This is a genomic window from Burkholderia sp. BCC0097 (assembly GCF_902832985.1).
In the GTDB taxonomy this organism is placed as follows: domain Bacteria; phylum Pseudomonadota; class Gammaproteobacteria; order Burkholderiales; family Burkholderiaceae; genus Burkholderia; species Burkholderia orbicola.
Genome location: NZ_CADFDM010000001.1, coordinates 735,761 through 755,210, shown reverse-complemented (window position 1 = coordinate 755,210; position 19,450 = coordinate 735,761). Strand labels below are relative to the sequence as shown.

General features: G+C 62.2%; 13 protein-coding genes and 1 pseudogene. 4 read left to right on the top strand and 10 right to left on the bottom strand.

What is annotated here, in order from left to right; translation table 11 throughout:
• From tssF to HWX07_RS03260, 10 genes are all read right to left on the bottom strand, one after another.
• On the bottom strand, positions 1–1,851 hold the full coding sequence (gene tssF, locus HWX07_RS03305) for a type VI secretion system baseplate subunit TssF (protein WP_175875163.1): 1,851 nt from the start codon (positions 1,849–1,851) through the stop codon (positions 1–3).
• A complete protein-coding gene (locus HWX07_RS03300; protein WP_175875162.1) occupies positions 1,848–5,390 on the bottom strand; it encodes an ImcF-related family protein in 3,543 nt (1,180 codons plus the stop codon). The genes tssF and HWX07_RS03300 overlap by 4 nt, the downstream gene beginning before the upstream one ends.
• Positions 5,356–6,693, bottom strand: coding sequence for a hypothetical protein (locus HWX07_RS03295; protein ID WP_175875161.1), 1,338 nt, complete (start codon positions 6,691–6,693; stop codon positions 5,356–5,358). The genes HWX07_RS03300 and HWX07_RS03295 overlap by 35 nt, the downstream gene beginning before the upstream one ends.
• Positions 6,693–6,953: a PAAR domain-containing protein gene (locus tag HWX07_RS03290; RefSeq protein WP_175779911.1), complete on the bottom strand. Its 261-nt coding sequence runs from the start codon at positions 6,951–6,953 to the stop codon at positions 6,693–6,695. The genes HWX07_RS03295 and HWX07_RS03290 overlap by 1 nt, the downstream gene beginning before the upstream one ends.
• Positions 6,954–7,172: 219 nt before the next feature.
• Entirely contained in the window at positions 7,173–7,625 is a 453-nt protein-coding gene (locus HWX07_RS03285) for a hypothetical protein (RefSeq protein ID WP_175875160.1), read from the bottom strand.
• A 150-nt stretch (positions 7,626–7,775) separates the two neighbouring features.
• Positions 7,776–10,025, bottom strand: a complete 2,250-nt coding sequence (locus HWX07_RS03280) for a M23 family metallopeptidase (RefSeq protein WP_175875159.1) — start codon at positions 10,023–10,025, stop codon at positions 7,776–7,778.
• 4 nt (positions 10,026–10,029) lie between these two features.
• Positions 10,030–12,381: a type VI secretion system tip protein VgrG gene (locus tag HWX07_RS03275; protein WP_175875158.1), complete on the bottom strand. Its 2,352-nt coding sequence runs from the start codon at positions 12,379–12,381 to the stop codon at positions 10,030–10,032.
• Positions 12,382–12,917: 536 nt separating this feature from the next.
• The gene (locus tag HWX07_RS03270) at positions 12,918–14,264 is read right to left on the bottom strand and encodes a nitrate/sulfonate/bicarbonate ABC transporter ATP-binding protein (RefSeq protein WP_175875157.1); all 1,347 of its coding nucleotides are present in this window, start codon (positions 14,262–14,264) and stop codon (positions 12,918–12,920) included.
• Positions 14,265–14,275: 11 nt separating this feature from the next.
• Positions 14,276–16,030, bottom strand: coding sequence for an ABC transporter permease subunit (locus HWX07_RS03265; protein WP_175875156.1), 1,755 nt, complete (start codon positions 16,028–16,030; stop codon positions 14,276–14,278).
• Positions 16,031–16,117: 87 nt separating this feature from the next.
• Positions 16,118–16,327: a phosphate transporter gene (locus HWX07_RS03260; protein WP_175875155.1), complete on the bottom strand. Its 210-nt coding sequence runs from the start codon at positions 16,325–16,327 to the stop codon at positions 16,118–16,120.
• Positions 16,328–16,581: 254 nt separating this feature from the next.
• Between HWX07_RS03260 and HWX07_RS03255 the strand changes: the two genes are divergently transcribed.
• The 4 genes and pseudogenes from HWX07_RS03255 (at position 16,582) to HWX07_RS03240 (ending at position 19,425) form a co-directional block, all read left to right on the top strand.
• Positions 16,582–17,526: a metallophosphoesterase gene (locus tag HWX07_RS03255; RefSeq protein ID WP_175875154.1), complete on the top strand. Its 945-nt coding sequence runs from the start codon at positions 16,582–16,584 to the stop codon at positions 17,524–17,526.
• 19 nt (positions 17,527–17,545) lie between these two features.
• Positions 17,546–17,887: a cupredoxin family copper-binding protein gene (locus HWX07_RS03250; RefSeq protein ID WP_175767638.1), complete on the top strand. Its 342-nt coding sequence runs from the start codon at positions 17,546–17,548 to the stop codon at positions 17,885–17,887.
• Positions 17,888–17,981: 94 nt separating this feature from the next.
• A pseudogene (locus HWX07_RS03245) lies at positions 17,982–18,134 on the top strand (transcriptional regulator); the annotation flags it as partial.
• A gap of 151 nt (positions 18,135–18,285) precedes the next feature.
• Positions 18,286–19,425 carry a patatin-like phospholipase family protein gene (locus HWX07_RS03240; RefSeq protein WP_175767637.1) on the top strand — a complete coding sequence of 380 codons (1,140 nt, stop codon included), beginning with the start codon at positions 18,286–18,288 and terminating at the stop codon, positions 19,423–19,425.
• The last annotated feature ends 25 nt before the right edge of the window (positions 19,426–19,450 follow it).

Sequence of the window (19,450 nt, the reverse complement as noted above, 5' to 3'; positions counted from 1 at the left end):
TCACAGCCAGCCTCCCGTCTTGATCGTGCATGGATAGCGCCGGCTCGGGCCGCCCACGCCTTCATACAGAACGAGCCGCACCGCGAAATGGAAGCACGCATAGCGGCCGACGAAACGGCTGAGTACGTCGCCGAACAGCGCGACGTCACCCGGCCCGGCGAAACCCGACGGCTCGATACCCACGTTCACATTCACGATACGGTCGACACGCGCCCCCACCAGTTCCGTTTCCTCATCGAGCCAAACGTGATGAATCGCATCGATGCGTCGCCGGTTATCGTCCTCTCGTGTCCAGTCGTACAACGACAGCGCGCCGCGCAGCACATTCGCGTCCATCATGTTCAGCTCGGTTGTGCCGGCCCCATTGAAGTGAGAAATCACCCGCCAGTCATAATCGCCGCCGCGCGGCGGATACAGCGGCATCGTCGGGGCCGTCAAATTGTGCACGCGCTCGACACCATTGAAGGTCGAAGCAGGTGTGGTAACCATCGATTCACGCAGCGCCATCCGCGGCAGGCGCCCGTTGCTTGCCAACACCCGGACCGTTACGTGTCCGTCCGGCAAGCTGCCCGGTTCATCCCAAAGATGTCCGCCCAACGTCACGACCATCTCGCGCCGGCCCGTCACGCCCTGCCGAATCGAAGCGTGGTAGTACCGATCCGGCGACTCGTGCCGGATCATCCCGCCGCGGTGCCGGAATGCCTTGATGGACTGATACGGGTATTGCCTTGCGGTACGCGGATCGGTCGCCACGACCGACAGTACGTCGTAGGGCTCGACGTGCTCGCCTGCGGAGGCCGGGGCGCGCACCGGATAGTCGCGGTCATGCGCATTGGGGCGAATGGCCTGCGCGTCCAGTTCGAGCAGATTGATCACCGGCGTGCAGAACAACCGGATGTTGTCCGCGCCTAACGTGGCGTCACCGGGAATCCGGTCTCGAATCACGATCTCGAATTCAAGCCGTGTTTCGCCCGGCGGCACACTGGCCGCGTCGAAACCGCACAAGTCCACGAAGTGGAACTTCTCGGGGAACGAGAAATATTCGAGCATCGTCTGCTCGCAGTCGAGATCGGCGTCGCGTGCATCAAGGTCGGTCGGCCACAGTCGCGCCTGCGCGCCGAAGCCCGCCGCCTCGATCGTCATCGCCGGGCGGGGTTGTAGCTGGCCGTCGAGCAGGCGCGGCATGCGCACGCCGATCGACTCCACCTGGCGCGTGAAAACCGCGTACAGCGCCGATGCAGTCGGCCGGTCGCCATGCAGGTATAGCCGGATACGCGACAGGTCGTCCAGCAACCGCTGTTCTCGGTGCAGCAGGTCGAACGCGAACCGGATCACCGTACGGCCGTCCTCGCGCATGCGCGCGCCCGCTTCACGCACGTTGAGCGGCAACAGGTGTATCGCCCGAGTGGTTCGATAGACACATATCGTCCCGTCCGGTCCGACCGGTGTCGAACGTACCTGCAATCCCGGCGGCAGCGTATCGAGTATCCGCGCCTCGCCGGAGCGCGGCACGCACTCGAGGATGGTCAGCGACGGAATCGTGCGGCCTGCATGCGGCCACAGATGATCGAGCAGTGGATCGGTGATTTCCGGCGCGGCGTCGTCGAGCTTCATCCGCAGCCGACTCGTGAGAAACGCGAAACCCTCGTAGGTCTGCTCGACACTGTCGTGGCGCGCGCCGGGCATCGTCATCCCCACGCGGCGGGCGCCTTGGGGCTGGGACCTCGCGAACTCCCTCCCCGCCTCGCGCAGGTATCGCATCTCCGCATCGAAATAGCGCAGGTACCAGTCGTCCTCCGTCCCGAAACCGCCGCCGGCGTGCTTCGTCGGATGGGTCTTGTCTTCACTCATGGCTGGAAATCCGGTGGCAGCGGCGGCAGAAGCGGCATCGTCGGCACGGCACCTGCCTTGCCGACGACGAAAATGCGATCCGGCATGCGGAACCCGCGCAGTTTCAGCAAATCGATCGGCCCGGCTCCGACCCGCGTGCGCAACACGTACGACAACGGCTCATCGCCCCCCGTGTTCCACGTGAGCCGATAGCGCGTGCCGTCGAGCGGCTTGATCTCGGCCTGGCTCAGCAGACGCAGGAATGCCCAATCGCCGGTCGCATCAAATGCCTGTCGCAGGCCGGCGTCGAGCGTCTGCCATGTGAGCCTCGCGTGCCCGTTCAGGCCGTTGCCGGGCCACGCCAACGGGGTCCAGCGCTCCTGCTGATTGAAATAGACGATCTGCATGCCGTCGAACGACAGTTCCGAGCGCGTCACGTTCGGCGTCGGCAGCGCCATCATGTCGAACTTCTCCCCGGCGTCGGCCTGCGGGTAGAGCTGTGCGCCAACCGTCGACAACTGCCGAACGGCGCTCAGGAATGCCGGATCGAACCGCAACGCCTGCGGGGCGAGCTCGCTGGGTGCCCAATGGTCGCCCTCGAGTTTCATCACACCGGCCAGTTGCGTCGCAACGAAACGCGAAATCAATCCGGTATCGGGCCGCACGTAGCGGCCAAGCTCGGCGAAGGACGCATCGGCCTGCGTATCGAAGAACGGATAGCGGCCGCTCATCGCCGCGTTGAACGGTGCGGCAACACCGGCTCGCCATGCGTCATTCAGGCTCGCTGCTGCCGGTTGCAGGATCGTCTGCCATGCGGCTTCGAGCGGCTGCGCAAACGCCGTATCGCCGAAACCCGCCCACGCCGTACCCAGGCTCGCGGCCGTGAGCGCCGCGTCGTTGCGCGCTTGCGACAATTCCGACAACTTTCCTCGAAATACTGCCTGGGCGAGCGAGCGCGCCATGACCTGAGCGTCCGGACTGCTCGCGATCTGTTGCAACTTCAGCCGCATCGTCGTGACGGCCGTCAGGTAGCGCGACAAGCTGACACCGCTTAGCGCGATGTCGGCCGGCGTGGCGCGCTTTCCGTTTTCCCCGGGAGACGCCGCGCCCGTGTCGCCCATCAGCACCAGCAGCGGGCCAAACGCCTTGTCGAGCGGGTTGACGACGGTCGTCCCCACCTCGTCGTCAGCCCCGATCAGGTTCTGCGCCTTTCTCACCAGGGTGTCGGCCAGCGCCTGCGATGGCCGCCCCGCTAACGCCTGATACTGCACGGATCTCATCAGCGCGATCAACGGTGACGTCTGAGCGTCCGCCAGTCGGGAAAGCTGTTCGATCGCACCGCTGAGATTGGGCGCCGGTTGCCATTGCATACTGTTGAGCATGCGCTGCCATGCCGCCGTGTATTCGCCAAAATACCGGACCGTCAATCGCTGCTTCAGTTCCTCGGCGGCGCGTTTCTCAGCGCCGATTGCCGTGGCTTGGATCATGCCCGACGCGAGCGTATTGCCGACCCTCTGCGATCCCTGCGGACCGGACAGCACCCAGTCACTGCTGATCCGGCGTTCATGTGACGCCTTGTCGATTGCCGCGGCGACCATGCCGTCCCACGCGGCACGGGTATAGATCCCCGGGACAGTCTGCGACGCTGCGAACATCCCGCGCGCATCGGCGCCGCTCAGGAGCGTTTCGAGCGACGCGTCGGCGTATTTGTTTTTGACCTCGTCGAGAATGCGCTGGTACACCGTGTCGTCAGCCGATGCGAGTCCCATCTGCGTGACCAGCATGTTGCGGGTCGAAGTCACGATGCGATCGTCAGTCGCGATCCGCCATTCGGGATGCGCTTTCAGGTGATCGGCGTAGAAGCCTGCAAGCCGCCTGCCAGTATCGTCACGCTCGCCGAGCGGCATCTCGACCGGCCGCGCCCACAGGGTGACGAGCGCGCGCTTCAGGAATGCGGGCTCGGCAAGCGAGGGCTCGCCGAGCATCAGATAAGTCTTGAGCGCGTTGTAGGTACTACGTCGCGTGTCCTGAGATTGCAGGCTATCGGCGCGCGCCTGATCTGCTGCCTTCAACAGTTCGTCGATCGTTTGTACGACAGGCGCCTGCAAGTTGCGGGTCGCAGCGATTCGGTACGGTTGCCAGAGACCGGCGAGGATATCGTCATTGCGGGACAGCCCCGCCCGCAGGTACCACGGTGCGCCATGCTGCTGCCGGTATTCGAGCCTTTCCATCAACTGTTGTAGCGCCAGTTGCGCGCGCCAGGCGGCAGCGGTCTGCGGCCGCGCATCGACCGCTGCGCGCGCTGCCGCCTTCGCTTCGCGCATGAGTTGCTGGTTGCCGACGAACGATGCGGTCATCCATGCGCACCACGCTATCGCCGCAACGATCACGCCGATCGCCAGCGCATTCGGCCAGTAGAATCCTACCCGCCGGCCAATGCGTCGCCTGCTGGCGATTGCGCCCCACGCGGGTAGAAGTGCAGCGGGTTGCGGCGGGAACTCAATCGACATGTTCGTCACCGGTGCGCTATGGTCCGCAGCGATCGGCACCGGCGTCGGCATGGCCGCTGTCGCCTTAAATACGGGGGCGAACATCACGCCAGCCAGGGGCGCGCGCAACCATTGCGATGCCAGGAGCACTTGCCAGCCGGTAACGATGTATTCGAGCTGTGTCCCGATGTATTGCGAGATTTCAGCTAGATAGGTGATCCGCGTGGGCGCCGTACATTGCTGCACGCCCGCGTCCGCCGTACCACGTTCGATCGCGGCAAGCTGATCGCGCAAGTCCAGCGCCGGCTGCTCCCCCTTGTACGCCGCCCGCGGAAATGCACCGATCGCTTCGAACGTTTCGGGGCGATCGCCCTGCGCGGGCACGGCGTGCAGCAACGTGACAGGCGCGGCCCAGCCGATGTCGGCCGCCAGCGCAGCAAGTACGCGCGGCAATTCGATATCGCGCTCGTCCACGTGCGTGACGTGCACAACGCCGTCGACCGGCTGTCTGCTCCGCAGCTTACGGATCTGCCTGCGCCATACGCCCGCGTCGATGCCGTCAGGTGCTGCATGTACGAGGATCGCGTTGCCGACCGGCATCGCGCCCGCACGCTTCAGGCCCGGCGCGACTTGATCGATCAACGTGTCCGCGCCGCTCACCATCAGCCACGGTGATCGGTATCGCCAGAGCCGGCCCTGCGATACCTGTAGTTCCTCGACTAGGCGTTGCAGACGGGCGTCGCGTTTCAGCGGCTTCTGCGCCTTCGTCGCCTCGCCGATGTCCCGCCGAAACATCCGTCCGGCGATGCTGTATGCGCCAATAAAAAACAAGCAGAGATGTATGGCAACGAAGACGATCAACGCAATGACGATGACGACCACCATCTGCATCCGCGCCCCGCCGGGCGCGAGATCGAACAAGTCGCCGCGCGCCCATACAAGGCCGATCACGAAAGCCGCGACGATCAGTGCCGCAACCACCACGCCCCAGAGCGCAACGCGTCCGGAGGGCTGAGCATCTGCAGCGCGTGCCGAGTCAAGCGATCGCAAAGTCAGTTTCGGATCGGTCATTCTGAGTGTGTCCAGGCAACGAAGTTTCCTTCCCGGGGATACCGGGAAGCACATGGATGATGGCGGACTGCACGCCATCGACGATCAGTTGCGGCGCGTCGACAGCACCGCATTCGATAGCGGCTGCGATGGAGAGCCAGCCGTTGGCATTGCCAAAATCCCCCACGATGGTGGTGAGGTCGTATTGCGCGTCGCTATTCGCAAGCGTCGTCAGGTTCGCGATGCGTAGCCCCTTATTGCAACGCTTGATCGCGCGCGTGATCCAGGCACGCGTCACGGCATCGGAATCGGTATCGCCCCAGATCACGGCATTCGCGAAACCGTATTCGATCTCGTCACGCTTGCCCTCGACAGGCCGATGCAGGGACGCCATCACGGGCACCCCTTCCGGTAGACGGTAGACGCCGGCATCGAGCAGCACCGCGACACATCCCTCCGTACTGCCGGTAGGAGGCCATTCTTCATGCCATGCCGTTGCGATTACGAGCAGCGGACATGCGTCACGGGTGTCGAGCCATGCGTCTGCAATCAGTAACCCGTGCGAAGCTGGTGCGGCTGACACCGCAAGCAGCGGCAGACCGGCTAACTGCAGCGCGTCGTGCACTTCCTGCTCGCGCAAAGCTTCTTTGCCGGGTTCGGCCAGTACGCGCACCTTCGGCCAGTGGGTGGCTTCGTAGTGCGTCAGCGCGTGCAGGCTCGCTGCGATTGGTTCGAGCGCTTCGGCGATCCTGAACGCCAACTGAGTAAGGGGTCGCTTTGGCGGTGCATCTGCTGTGGCATCGGCTTCACTGTCGCCGGCCAGATCAATCTCGTCGATGTCGCCGACCTCGTCGGATCTCTCCGGCGGGTCATCAAAGCGACAATGCACGACGACTCCCGCGCCATAGCGAGGTTGTTGCGATCGCGGCAGACGCGCGCCGGCACGGATCGCCTGGGCAAGCGTCTGGCCGTTCAAAGGCAAGCAGTAACCCACGCCAAGCACTCGAAGCGGTTGCTGCGCGACACGGATTCGCTCCGCCAGCCATCGATCGCGAAGGAGATTCCGGTGGTATGCGCGGTACCACATGGCCTCATAGCGTGCGCGTTCGATCGCGAACAGAAGGCCGAATAGCCCGTTCGGGATACCGACGATGCAGAACCAGAACCAGAGGCTACCTGCCCGTTCACCCTTCGGCCAGGTCAGCAGGGCAATTGCTGCTCCGGAAACCGCGCAGGCTAGCCAGATGCAGAACCACCACGGCCACAAGCGGGGATGGCTCGGATAGGCGCTCGGGCGCCCCGCCTGGGAAAGGTCGACAGGCATTATTCGAAGTGGACGTTCGGTAACGACGAGATCAATCGACAACCACATGCGCAGCGATGGCCGTCCAGCGCGAATGGCTTGTTGTCGCGATCGGGAAACTTGTCGGCGCCTTCGTCGATGACGGTCTGGCCATGCTGCTCGCAGAATGCCTCGTCGCCCTTGCGGGCAAGCGGTTTGCCCATGAATGTTGTCCATGGTGAGCCATTGGTGACTTCGCCGCCGTGTTCGAGTTTGTCGTCTTTGCGGATGGGAGATTTCATTTTTTGATGATCCATCGAGTTATTTAAGGAGGCAACGCACCAAGAAATTGGCCTTGCCTTCACAGCAGACTGGAGCACGCAAGAGAAGCTTGTCTGATCAACCAAAAACTATTTTTGGACATTTCTGAATCACTCACCTCTTCGTTAATTCCCATAGCGACATCTTTTTTGCACACTACCGCCCTGAATTCATGCATGCTTTTCGGCCTACCCAGCAAATCAAAAAAAGCGAAATGACGAGAATAGACCCCTGAACGCCCGCTCCCTCTCCTTACCTACCTTATCAGTTCGATTTCCATAATACAGACGAAAAACAGTCGAGCGCGCACCGTTGCCAGCGATGAAAACTAGCTGCCTTTTTTGATACCCAACATCAATCGCCGTCGGTTCTTTAGCTGAGTAGTTTATGATATAGAGATCACCACCTGACAACCGAATATGCTCCCGCGACACCATCTTAAATAGACCGTTTTGAGGCGCCCCCGCCGTCGACTCGATTTTCGTCAGAGTATCCGCTACCGGCACTGCCTCGACGGTCAGAGAAAAATCTGTCAAAGCGCGCCAGTCGTCGGACATGCGCGGTATAGCGCCCGCTCGCTTAAGCGCGAGCCGCCCCGTATATAGAAACGGTATGTAGCACTCATCTTTCCCCAATGTGATGGTGTGCTTCACGTCGACATACTCAAAACCATTGGGAACCGCAAACGACAAATGACAATCAGCTCTCGACACTCTCTCTGGTTCCTTGCCGCTCGCCACACATACAAATGCCACAAGACCCAAAATACCAAATCTAAGAAAAATGATTAGCCTCACGATTCCTCACATTACTGGCTTGTAGTCGACATTCGGTCCTACCTCATCATTGAGCTCGTACCAAGCGTTATTAAACCCCTGCTTGCGCCAATCAATAGCCACACCGGCTGGATTGATACACTTCGTAACTTGAAGTGTCACAGCATCGCTCCCGCCTTGGTCGGCCCAGTAGTTGATGCTGAGTTTACCAAGCGGCACCATCTCGTCTTTACGAGTTATCGGATTTTTAACAAGCCGCCGTCGCTGTTTCGATGCCCAATACCACCCCGAAGCATCACATGTGTTATAGGGATCCGTTACAAGCAAGGAACTAGTTTCATCCGTATCGAAAGCCCTACCTCGATATTCTCCATACAATTTATAGTTATATCTTCCAGTAACCTGGATCAATCCCCGCCCCTTAAATCGTATTCCGTCACCTTTCTCCGTGTTGCCGAGGTTGTTGCCCTCCAGATGGCCAGGTTCATATTTATCGAAGTATGAAGGACCACCACCTTCGAGCATAAATTCCAGGCGCCCCGTTTCTGCCGTCAACTGACCGAACAAATGTGCGAGACGCAAAAAACTGGACGAGATTCCATATTTTCTAGCAATAATATAAAAACTCGCATGTAAATTTTCCGGACGCCGCTCCGTCGCCTCACTAAGCCGCTTAATAACGACAGACCTTGAGAGCAGAGCAACCTCACGCCCTTTTTCCCTAATCGTGCTGCGGATGCAGTGAGCGGTTTCGTCCTTGCTTAGCCACCCGCACTTCCTAAAATGCCGAATGAACGCAAGCGGATGAAAAAACCACAACTTCTGCCCCGCCGGAAGCCCTGTTTTGTCCCAAAACTGAACCTCCTTCAAATATTTCATGAAATCGTTGTAGCCTTTGTTATTTCCGTGATAGTAGCCACCCTCGTCGAGCAGACGCGCATAGCGCTCCTCGTTGTTCGTACTGTCCCATTCACTCGGTGCGTTGCAGATGAGCCCGCGCAACTGCTGCCGTACCTGCGCGTTGCCTTGCACATACCCTGAAAGCGCTCTCGTCGTATGAGCTTCCGGCGTTTCATCTTTCACTGCCGGTACCTCGTACGGAGCGGCATCGCCCAGTATTTCCTTCAACGCAGCCACATCGCACATTCCATCAATGTCGAACGGCGTGCTCCCTTCACTGATTTTCTGCCAGCCCATAAATGACAGGAAATCTGCGTCGGAGAACTTCTGGATACTTGGGTCATTGATATCGATGTAGCCTGCCTTGCCTGTCGCCCAATTGACCTGCATCCACGTCGTGCGCGCATCTGCCGCCAGTGTTTGAGACTGCGACAGGATGCGACCGAAGCGCAGCAACTCGTAGCCGTCGCTCGGACATGACGAATAAAGCTCCGTCGCACGTTTGTACAGGTCGTATTCGTAGTCCTTTTCCTTGACGGGTTGCGGCGTAAGCAGCGTGCGGGTGCCGTCCTCCGCCATACTCCAGACCTTGGTGTATTTCGAGCCGACGCTGAAGTAGGTCTCGACAAGCAACGGCAAGGTATTCGAGCCCTCGTGACCCGGCTTGAATTCAATCCCGTGCAACTTGTTTCGAGCATCAGCCTTCTCAGGCAAACGACGAAAGTTGCTGCCTGCCGGAATGACGAAATACGCGTGCCCCCACCAGTCCGTTCCATTCGGCGAAGTGGGCGTGCTGCTACCCAGTTGCGTGCTTCCGAAATAAGCGTCGAAATCCCCCGGCAACATGAAGATTTCGAAATGCAAATGCGGCATGTCCTCATATTGGCCGCGCCACCCCAGTACATCCTTGCGCCGGATCTTCTTGCCCTCTCCCGAGACAGCCGGCGTCACCTGCCCCTTGCTCACCGGGCCAGTCGGCATGCGCAGGAATTCCGGCAAACGCTCTTTGTCCGCACCGTGCTTCCTATATTCCACCAGCGGCAGCAGATGCATATAAAGTGAGTAGAAGATCAGCGTACGGCCTTCGCCCGTCTCGGTCGTATGCTTGAGCAACACAAATCCCGTATGGCTCCTGCCGCTGTCGACCGCATGCTGGCAGACCCGATAGGCAACGACTTCCCCATCGGCGATCGCGTACACCTCGCCTTTCTCATCGGGCTGAAGATGCATGCCGCAATGCCAGCGCCGATCGAAGGCGATCGGATAGACGCCGTGATCGCATTCGCGCTCGTCTACGGCGTCCATCATCGGATCGGGGTTCGTCCCGGTCGGCGCCGCAAGGCCGGCTTTGGGCAAAAAAGGTGGGCTGATGATCATGTCGTTACCGTGTGTGGCTGTATCTTGAACTGGGCGAGTAGTCGCTCACCGGCAGTTGCGGCAAGTTGATGGATGTATGGCGCGGCCCTTCGAACACGAACGAGGAAGCCCTGATACGAAATTCACCCGGGCAATTGAAGACGACATTCCCGTTCTCGATAGTCATCGACGCGCCGCCGCAAGCCACCATCGCCCTTGTCTTGGCGCTCACGAGCACATTCGCGCCGGCGCTCGACACGTGCAATTGCTCGTCGGAGAAGAGATCCATTGAAGCGCCTTGTGCCTGAAGCTCGATTTTTCCTTTCGAAAAAATCTTGATGCCGAGCTTGTGCGCACACAGCGAGATCAGGTCACCCGCGACCATGCGCAGCCGCCTGACGATGCTCACATCCATGTCCCGGCCTGCGGTCACGATCACGTTCTCACCCGCCGATTGCTGCAGTGATTTCGGTGTCACGAATGCGATGCCGCCGGGAGCACTCGCAAGCAGCCCCGCGTCGCGAAGCTGATCGAGGCCGTCGAGCAGCGCCGCCTGCGTCGCGCGGTCAGCAGGGTCGGCCTTGGCTTGCGTCGTCGCGGCCGCAAGGTCCGTTACGCGCTGCAATGCGGTCTTGAGTTGCGCGATAGCGGCGGGCATGTCGAGATGCGGCGTCCCGGATCCGCCTGCTGCGTCTGCCGAAACGAACAGCCCCTTCGGCGCGCGCAACGTGCCCCAGTTCTGCGTCGTCAATTCGAAACCCTGGCCGCGCTTGTTCTTGTCCCTGTCGACCAGATGGCCCATGTTGAGCGACGACTGCCCGAACACCGTCGCCAACCGGATGCCCTCGTGGTCTTTCAGATCCTCGAAGCGCAACTTGTTGCCGAGCAATGGCGAGCGGAATACGGCGCGGCTATACCAACCCTCCTTGCCATGGCCGAGGTCCCGACGCGCATGGTCATGCAGAGCCCCCGCGATCAGCAGGCGGTCGCAATTTCCCTGGGTCGCGACGACGCGTACTTCGGACCGCGGCAGCAAGGGGATGTGCAGGCCGCCCTGGTACGACGCGGATGTACGCAGCACGCGCAACGGCATGCTGTTCGTGCCGCGCTTGCCGCTGTGCCGGGCGAACAGGAGCCTGACGCGATATCGGCCATATTCGTCCATCCAAGCGTACGGCTCGTCATCGCCCGACTCGACCACACCAATCAGCATGCCGGCGATCCATCGCCAATGCTTTTCAGGGACATATTCGGGCCGATAGGTCCGATGTGCGGGAATCGCTTCGAAGGTGTTGACCACCGACTGGCTCCGGCTACCAATCGTGACGAGCTTCGTGATCACCATCCCGTGCGGCGCCTCGTCCACCTCGTCATTGGTGATCCGCACCACCATGCCAGGCGTCATGCCGATGACGTTACTTGTGCCCGTGAGCCGCACTTGCCGCGTGAGCAGTTCGTCACGCCGCGCGTCAGCCAGCGCCTGCCCCTCCTCGACCGAATGGAAATGCTCGATGCTGCGGTTGACGCTCCCGTATACCGAGGGGTCGTCATGGGCCACGATCGATTCGACCTGCAGCGGATCGTCGGGGACGCGATAGTTGTGGTCCCATTCGCGCACCGTCTGCGGCACCAGCGCGCGCGTGACTTCCAGCGTCAGAACCGCCTCGTGCCAACTCGTCAGACCGGAATGCGGCATCAACGGCACCTCGAGCGCTCGCATATAGCCCCGAGGCGTATTGCCGAACACCAGCGTGTCGCGTTGCGGGCCGTCCTCTTTCTTCGCCTGCTTGAAGTAGTAATAGACTCCCGCGCGCCGGCAGTGCCGGTCGATGAAGTTCGCGACCGTCTCCTCATACATCACGGTTTGTTCCAGCTTCCCGTCGAGCCCTTCCAGCTCGAACTCGACGTCGAAGGACTGGAACAGGCTGCGATCGACGATCATGTCGCTCAGCAGCTCGCGAAACGACCTGTCCAGCAATACGGCCGAATCGTGCACCTCTTCAAGCAGCGCGAAACGCGGCTTCAGATGGACTTGGTAGGTTGCTTCGTCGCGGGACGTTCTGACGCGAGTCCATTGCGTGACGACGCCGTGCACTGTACGCGCCGCATGCCGGACCGGATCGATCACCGCGGCCAGCGCCGGCACGGAAGCATGCTCCTCGATCGTGAAGACTGCCGGCTGGCCCACAATAGTCGCACCGTCGATCCGCTTGTCCTGCGAGGTTACGGTGATGTCCGCGAGAAATGGCGTATTCATTTCCTCGGTCAGGACGAACGACAAAACGGAGACTGGCGCATCGAGCGCCGCAATCTCGAGATGCAGCGGCTGGGTAACGACCGAATTGGGGTGTTTCAGTACATCCTGAATGGTTCGCATGGTTGCCGTTGAACGAGAGGTTTTACACCGGCACGCTCGCCCATTTACGCATTCAGGGACGCAGTGCCACAACGCTCTCGCCAGTGAAGCATGTGCTCACGAAAATGAACACGCACCGGTCACATATCTGGCAATTCGAAATATTTACACACTCACATAAATCAATTTTTTATTTGATGAAATTTTCATACAAATAAAATTAAATTTCTATTTTTCTTATCTCTTATTACATCAAAAGCGATCTCAACAAGCACCACTAAAATCCAACCACTGAATGAGAAAGATAGGTCTTAATACTGCCACCAAGAGGCTCACCGGTCACTACCGGAGAAATCCACTCTCGCGAAATTCAAGTAGATTTTAGACGGAACGATATCCAATAAATCCCCCCTATAAACCTTCAATATATCGAGCGACATTAAGCCGACAATATGATAAATAACCGAATTTGGAAATGTAGAAAATTGTCACGCTCCGACGTCGACGCGACATCGACGACGAATGGATGTCGCGCCCTACAGTTCTACTTTCCGGCTTTACGACTCGACATCCTCCAGACTGAACACTTCCGTCTTGTCGTTGTACGAAAAGACCTCCCCATACCGCCCCCAGTCGATCACCGCATCGAGCGTTTCCTCCGCCGCTTCGTCGGACAGAAAATCCTCCAGTTCCTGCTCGAAACGCACGCGCGGCGCGCGATGACCCGGACGCTCGTTCAGCACCTTCCTGATCCGCGCGGCAAGCGGCACGTGCTTCAGCAGGTGATCCGCGAACATCAGCTTGCGCTCCTGCGTGCCGAATTCCGCGAACACGCGGGCGGGCGGCGTCAGGAACACGTCGCCTTCGCGCACGTCGGCGAAGCCGAGGTGCTGCAGCACTTCCGCGATCGGAAACAGTTCGTCGACCTCCAGATGCAGCGAGCGTGCGATTTCCGGCATGTCCGCGCGGCCATGGTACGGCGCCATCGCGAGCGTCTCGATCAGGCCGGCCATCAGGTTGGTCGACACGCGCGGCATCCAGCTACCCAGCTCGAGCCCCTTCTTCGTCGCTTCGTCGGTCTGACGCGCGGTCATCTTCGCGTAGATGTCGTCGACGAGCTTGCGGAAATCGGCATCGAGCCGGTTACGCGGATGCTTGAACGGCACCTTGATCTCGGCGATCACCCGGCCCGGATTCGACGACAGCACGAGAATCCGGTCGCACATGAACACCGCTTCCTCGATGTTGTGCGTGACGATCAGCACCGACTTGATCGGCATGCGACCTTGCGTCCACAGGTCCAGCAAATCGGTACGCAGCGTTTCAGCCGTCAGCACATCGAGCGCGGAGAACGGCTCGTCCATCAGCAGAATGGTCGGGTCGACGACGAGCGCACGCGCGAAACCGACGCGCTGGCGCATCCCGCCCGACAGCTCGCGCGGATACGCGTTCTCGAAGCCGTCGAGACCGATCAGGTCGATCGCGGCGAGCGCACGCTCACGCCGTTCGCGCGCGCCGACGCCGAGCGCCTCCAGCCCGGCTTCCACGTTCTGCAGCACGGTGAGCCACGGGAACAGCGCGAAGGTCTGGAACACCATCGCGACGCCTTCGGCCGGGCCGCGCAGCGGTTTGCCGAGGTAGGTCACTTCGCCGCCGGTCGGTTCGATCAGGCCGGCGATGATGCGCAACAGCGTCGATTTGCCCGAGCCCGAGCGGCCGAGCAGCCCGACGATTTCGCCTTCGCGCAGCGACAGGTTCGCGTCGTCGAGCACGAGCAGCTCGCCCTGGGTCTTGTTGAAGCCGCGGCTCACATGCTCGACGCGCAGGATTTCTTCGCCGAGCCGGGGCGGCTGCAGCGGCTGGGACGTCTTGACGGGGGCGTTGATAACGTTCGAATTTTGCATCGCGCTTACTCTCAATCGAGACGGAGCCGGGATTCCGCATAGGCGTACATCGGACGCCACAGCAGGCGGTTGAACAAGGTGACGAACAGGGACATCACGGCGATGCCGAGGATGATCTTCGGGAAATCGCCGGCGGCGGTGGTCTGCGCGATGTAGGCGCCGAGACCGTGCGCGACGACCTTCGTGTCGCCCCACTGCACGAACTCGGACACGATGCTCGCGTTCCACGCACCGCCCGATGCGGTGATCGCGCCGGTCACGTAGTACGGGAAGATGCCGGGCAGGATCGCCTGGCGCCACCATTGCCAGCCGCGGATGCGGAAATTCTTCGTCGCTTCCTTGTAGTCGTTCGGATAGGACATCGCGCCGGCGATCACGTTGAACAGGATGTACCACTGCGTGCCGAGCACGATCAGCGGCGACAGCCAGATGTCCGCGTTCAGGTGGAAATGAACGATGACGATCACGAACACCGGGAACAGCAGGTTCGCCGGGAATGCGGCCAGGAACTGCGCGAGCGGCTGGATCTTCTCGGCCAACTTGGGGCGCAGCCCGATCAGCACGCCGAGCGGCACCCAGATCACCGACGCGATCGCGATCAGCACCAGCACGCGCAGCAGCGTGATGAGCCCGAGCACGAGCACGTGGCCGACCTCGGCCATCGTCACGCCGGTCGCGACGAAGCTGACGACGCGCCATGCGACGTACGCCGTCAGCAGGATCACGAACGCGGCCCACACGATGTCGCCGATGCGCGACGAACGGCGCGCCGATGCGCCGCGCACGCGCGTGCCCGTCAGCGACGGCACGCGCAGCGGAATCCGCGCGGCCTGCGACAGCAGCCAGCCGGCCGGCACGAGCAGTTGATGGATCAGGTGCGTGCGCCGCATCATGTCGAGCAGCCACGATTGCGGCGCATCGCCCGACGCGGTGTTCTCCATCCGGAACTTGTCGGCCCATGCGACGAGCGGACGGAACAGGAACTGGTCGTAGGCGAGGATCACGACCGACATCGCGACGATCACCCACCCGACCGCGCCGAGATTCTTGTCGGAGATCGCCTGCGCGAGATACGCGCCGATACCCGGCAGCGTGATCTTCTGGTTGCCGACGGTGATCGCTTCCGACGCGACGACGAAGAACCAGCCACCGGACATCGACATCATCATGTTCCAGATCAGGCCCGGCATCGAGAACGGCACTTCGAGCTTCCAGAAGCGCTGCCACGCCGTGAGGTGAAAGCCGCGCGACACTTCGCTCAGGTCACGCGGCACGGTGCGCAGCGACTGATAGAAGCTGAACGTCATGTTCCAGGCCTGGCTCGTGAAGATCGCGAAAATGGCGGCCAGTTCGGCGCCGAGCACGCGGCCCGGAAACAGCGCGAGGAAGAACGTGACCGTAAACGAGATGTAGCCGAGCACCGGCACCGACTGCAGGATGTCGAGGATCGGGATCAGCACCATGCCCGCACGGCGGCTTTTCGCGGCGAGCGTGCCGTAGACGAGCGTGAACACGAGCGACGCGATCATCGCGGCGAGCATCCGCAGCGTGGTGCGCAACGCGTATTCGGGCAGGTTCGACGGATCGAGCGAGATCTTCTGCGTCTGCAGCACACCGATCGGCGCCATCGTCTGGTGAAAACCGACGATCGCCATCGCGAGTATGCCGATGATCAGCGGAAACGCGATCGCGTCCCAGCGGTTGGGCAGCACGCGCCACGCGGACGCGTTGGCGGTGCGATTCGGATCGAAGAAACTGATATCCATCGGTAGCGTCTTGTGTCTTGTGTTGAATTGAAAATCGATGGGTCCGGCCGCGTGCCGCGCGGCCAGGCGTCGCGGCAGCGGCGCGAATCAGGACGGTCCGTGCAGTGCCCGGTACGAGGTGATCGGCAGCGCGAACGACAGCACCGGGCCTTCCTTGACTAAGCGGCGATCCGCGCCGGGACGCATGCCGACAGGGGCGATGCCGCTGACAATGATCGGAAAAAGCAGCGCGAGGCCGAGGGTGCGCATGCGGCGACCGACCGCACCGCCCGTGTCCGTTGCCGCGAGGTTCGGCATGAAGGGCTCCGGAGAGGGGATTCGGAGTGGGAGGCTATCGGGCGGCCGTGACGCAAATGTGACGTGTCACTTACAGGACATTGACGGGTCATCCGGCGGCAGTCGCGCATCGCGCCGCCGGCCGCCGACACGCGCGTTCGATCTCGCAACGGTCGGGAATAAATCCGCCGCTTCGCCGGTATCGCATGGGAAGGCGCCGGCTTATTCCAGGACGATCCGGCCGTCCGGTTTCGTCACACGAATGCGAGGCTTACATGTCTTCATCGCCCCCCACCCGCCCGTCGCGCCGCAAGGCCCTGCAATGCATGGCCTTCGGCGGCCTCGGCACGCTGTTCACGCTGTCGGGCGGCATCCTCACGCCGTTCGACCTCGCGCTCGCGCAGACCGGCGAGGCGCGCCCGGCCGACGCGGGCCGGCCGCTGTTCGTGCAGATCAGCGATACGCACATCGGCTTCAACAAGGACGCGAATCCCGACGTGTCGGCCACGCTGAAGCAGACGATCGACCTCGTCAACGGGATGCCCGCGCTGCCCGCGCTGGCGATCCATACCGGCGACATCACGCACCTGTCGAAGCCCGAGGAATTCGACCACGCGTCGCAGTTGCTGTCCGCGCTGCGCGTGCCGGAACTGCATACGGTGCCCGGCGAACACGACGTCACCGACGGTTCGGGCGCCGAATATTTCGGCCGATTCGGCAAGGCGTCGGACAACCGCGGCTATTACAGCTTCGACCACGCGGGCGTTCACTTCATCGGCCTCGTCAACGTGATGCACTTCAAGCCGAACGGGCTCGGCAGCTTCGGCGACGAGCAGCTCGCGTGGCTCGCGCAGGATCTCAAAGGCCGCTCGTCGAGCACGCCAATCGTCGTGTTCTCGCACATGCCGATGTGGACCATCTACGAACCGTGGGGCTGGGGCACCGGCGACGCGCCGCAGACGATGGCGCTGCTGCGCCGCTTCGGCTCGGTCACCGTCCTGAACGGGCACATCCATCAAATCGTGTCGAAGGTCGAGGGCAACGTGACGTTCCATACCGCTCGCTCGACCGCGTTCCCGCAGCCGACGGCCGGCAACGGCCCGGGCCCCGTGCCGCTCACGGTGCCGCGCGACCGGCTGCCGTCGATGCTCGGCGTGACGACCGTCGAATTCGCGGGCCATCCGGTCGCGTCGACGCTGCACGATGCGACGCTCGCCTGATGAATATAAGGAGACCGACATGATCCGCTTCAAGCCATCTCGATTCGTCGCGACGCTGCTCCTGTGCGGGGCCGCCGCCGGCACGCCGCCCACCGCGTTCGCGCAGGGCCCGAACGGCCCGCTCGTGACGATCCGCAATTTCATGTTTTCGCCGATGTCGACCACGATCAAGGCCGGCACGACGATCACGTGGAAGAACCTCGACGCGGAGCCGCATACCGTCGTCAACGACGCCGGCATCTTTCATTCGAAGGCGCTCGACCAGGACGAGACGTACGCGTTCCGCTTCGACAAGCCGGGCGTCTACAAGGTGTTCTGCGGGATTCATCCGTACATGAAGGAGACGATCACCGTCGAATGACGCGGCCCGCCACGCAACGCGCGGGGGAACGACGGGCGGCCGCCGCCGATAGTGACCGTCGTCCCCTTCGTCCGCGCCGCACACGGCGCCGCCCATGCCCACCCTCGATGTCGAGGCCGTGCCCGAACGCCGCGGCAGTGGCTACCCGCGGCCGTTCGATGCGCCGTGCGCGCAGCGCATCCGCCAGCGTCTCGGCGACGCCGGCGGCCTGCGCGATTTCGGCGTCAACCGGGTGCACGTGCCGCCCGCCGGCCCGCCGCACCCAAGGATCGAAAGCGACCGGCGCAGCAAAAAGCGCAAGCCGCCATTGCGCAGCGGGCGGCTCCGCGCCGTCGATCGCCTAAACTGAATCGAACCGTTCGGTTCCGATCCCACCGTCACACGCAGCGAGGCAAGCCATGACCACGAGCCAGCCGGCACGAATGGACCTCCCCGGGCAAGTCGTGCTCGTGCTCCAGGGCGGCGGCGCACTGGGCGCGTTCCAGCTTGGTGTATTCCAGGCAATGGATGAAGCCGGGATCCGGCCCGACTGGGTGGTCGGCACGTCGATCGGCGCGATCAACGCGGCGCTGATCGCGGGGAATCCACCGGAACGGCGCTACGACCAGCTGTCGGCATTCTGGCATCGCGTGACGGAGCGAACCCGCTTCGACGTCCCGCCGCTGCTGCCCGGCTGGGACCGGGCACTGGCCGAGCTGATGATCATCGGCGGCGGCATCGCGGGTTTCTTCCAGCCCAATCCGGCGTCGTGGCTCGGGCCGCTGGTACGGCTCGGCGTCGATCGTGCGTCGTACTACCGGATCGCGCCGCTGCGCGACACGCTGGCGTCGCTGATCGATCCCGATCTGCTGAACGCGGGCCATCCGCGCCTGACCGTCAGCGCGGTCAATGCCTGCACGGGAACGATGCGCTATTTCGATTCGCGCGATACGCGGCTCGGCATCGACCACATCATGAGTTCGGGCGCGCTGCCGCCCGCGTTCCCGGCGATACGGATCGACGGCGCGCCGTACTGGGACGGTGGCGTGTATTCGAATACACCGGTCGAGGTCGTGCTCGACGACAACCCGCGCCGCAGCTCGGTCATCTTCTCGGTGCAGATGTGGAATCCGGCCGGCCCGGAGCCCGAGAGCATCTGGCAGGTGTCGGAACGACAAAAGGACATCCAGTACGCGAGCCGCACCGACAGCCACATCGCGCGCCAGCAGCAGATTCACCGCTTGCGTCACGTGATCCGCGAACTGGTCCGGCACGTGCCGGAAGCCGACCGCGCGTCGCCGGCCGTGCGACGGCTCGCCGCGTGGGGATGCGAAACCACGATGCACTTGATCAAGCTCGCCGCACCGCGGCTCGACGGCGACAATCAGTGGAAGGATATCGATTTCACGCCTGCCGGCGTCGCGGCCCGCCGGCAGGCTGGCTACGACGCGGCGAAACGGGCCATCGCCGCCCGGCCGTGGGAGCTGCCGATGGACCCGACGGAAGGCTTGACGGTGTTCGATCCGGACGCCGCGCCGGCCCCGGAAAAAACGGCATGACACGCGGGAGACGCCACCGCGCGCC

Bases quoted from the DNA above. Each gene is read 5' to 3' on its own strand.
- HWX07_RS03275 (WP_175875158.1), bottom strand. From the start codon at position 12,381: ATGCGAACCATTCAGGATGTACTGAAACACCCCAATTCGGTCGTTACC.
- HWX07_RS03270 (WP_175875157.1), bottom strand. From the start codon at position 14,264: ATGCAAAATTCGAACGTTATCAACGCCCCCGTCAAGACGTCCCAGCCG.
- HWX07_RS03250 (WP_175767638.1), top strand. From the start codon at position 17,546: ATGATCCGCTTCAAGCCATCTCGATTCGTCGCGACGCTGCTCCTGTGC.
- tssF (WP_175875163.1), bottom strand. From the start codon at position 1,851: ATGAGTGAAGACAAGACCCATCCGACGAAGCACGCCGGCGGCGGTTTC.
- HWX07_RS03290 (WP_175779911.1), bottom strand. From the start codon at position 6,953: ATGAAATCTCCCATCCGCAAAGACGACAAACTCGAACACGGCGGCGAA.
- HWX07_RS03260 (WP_175875155.1), bottom strand. From the start codon at position 16,327: ATGCCGAACCTCGCGGCAACGGACACGGGCGGTGCGGTCGGTCGCCGC.
- HWX07_RS03255 (WP_175875154.1), top strand. From the start codon at position 16,582: ATGTCTTCATCGCCCCCCACCCGCCCGTCGCGCCGCAAGGCCCTGCAA.
- HWX07_RS03295 (WP_175875161.1), bottom strand. From the start codon at position 6,693: ATGCCTGTCGACCTTTCCCAGGCGGGGCGCCCGAGCGCCTATCCGAGC.
- HWX07_RS03240 (WP_175767637.1), top strand. From the start codon at position 18,286: ATGACCACGAGCCAGCCGGCACGAATGGACCTCCCCGGGCAAGTCGTG.
- HWX07_RS03280 (WP_175875159.1), bottom strand. From the start codon at position 10,025: ATGATCATCAGCCCACCTTTTTTGCCCAAAGCCGGCCTTGCGGCGCCG.
- HWX07_RS03265 (WP_175875156.1), bottom strand. From the start codon at position 16,030: ATGGATATCAGTTTCTTCGATCCGAATCGCACCGCCAACGCGTCCGCG.
- HWX07_RS03300 (WP_175875162.1), bottom strand. From the start codon at position 5,390: ATGACCGATCCGAAACTGACTTTGCGATCGCTTGACTCGGCACGCGCT.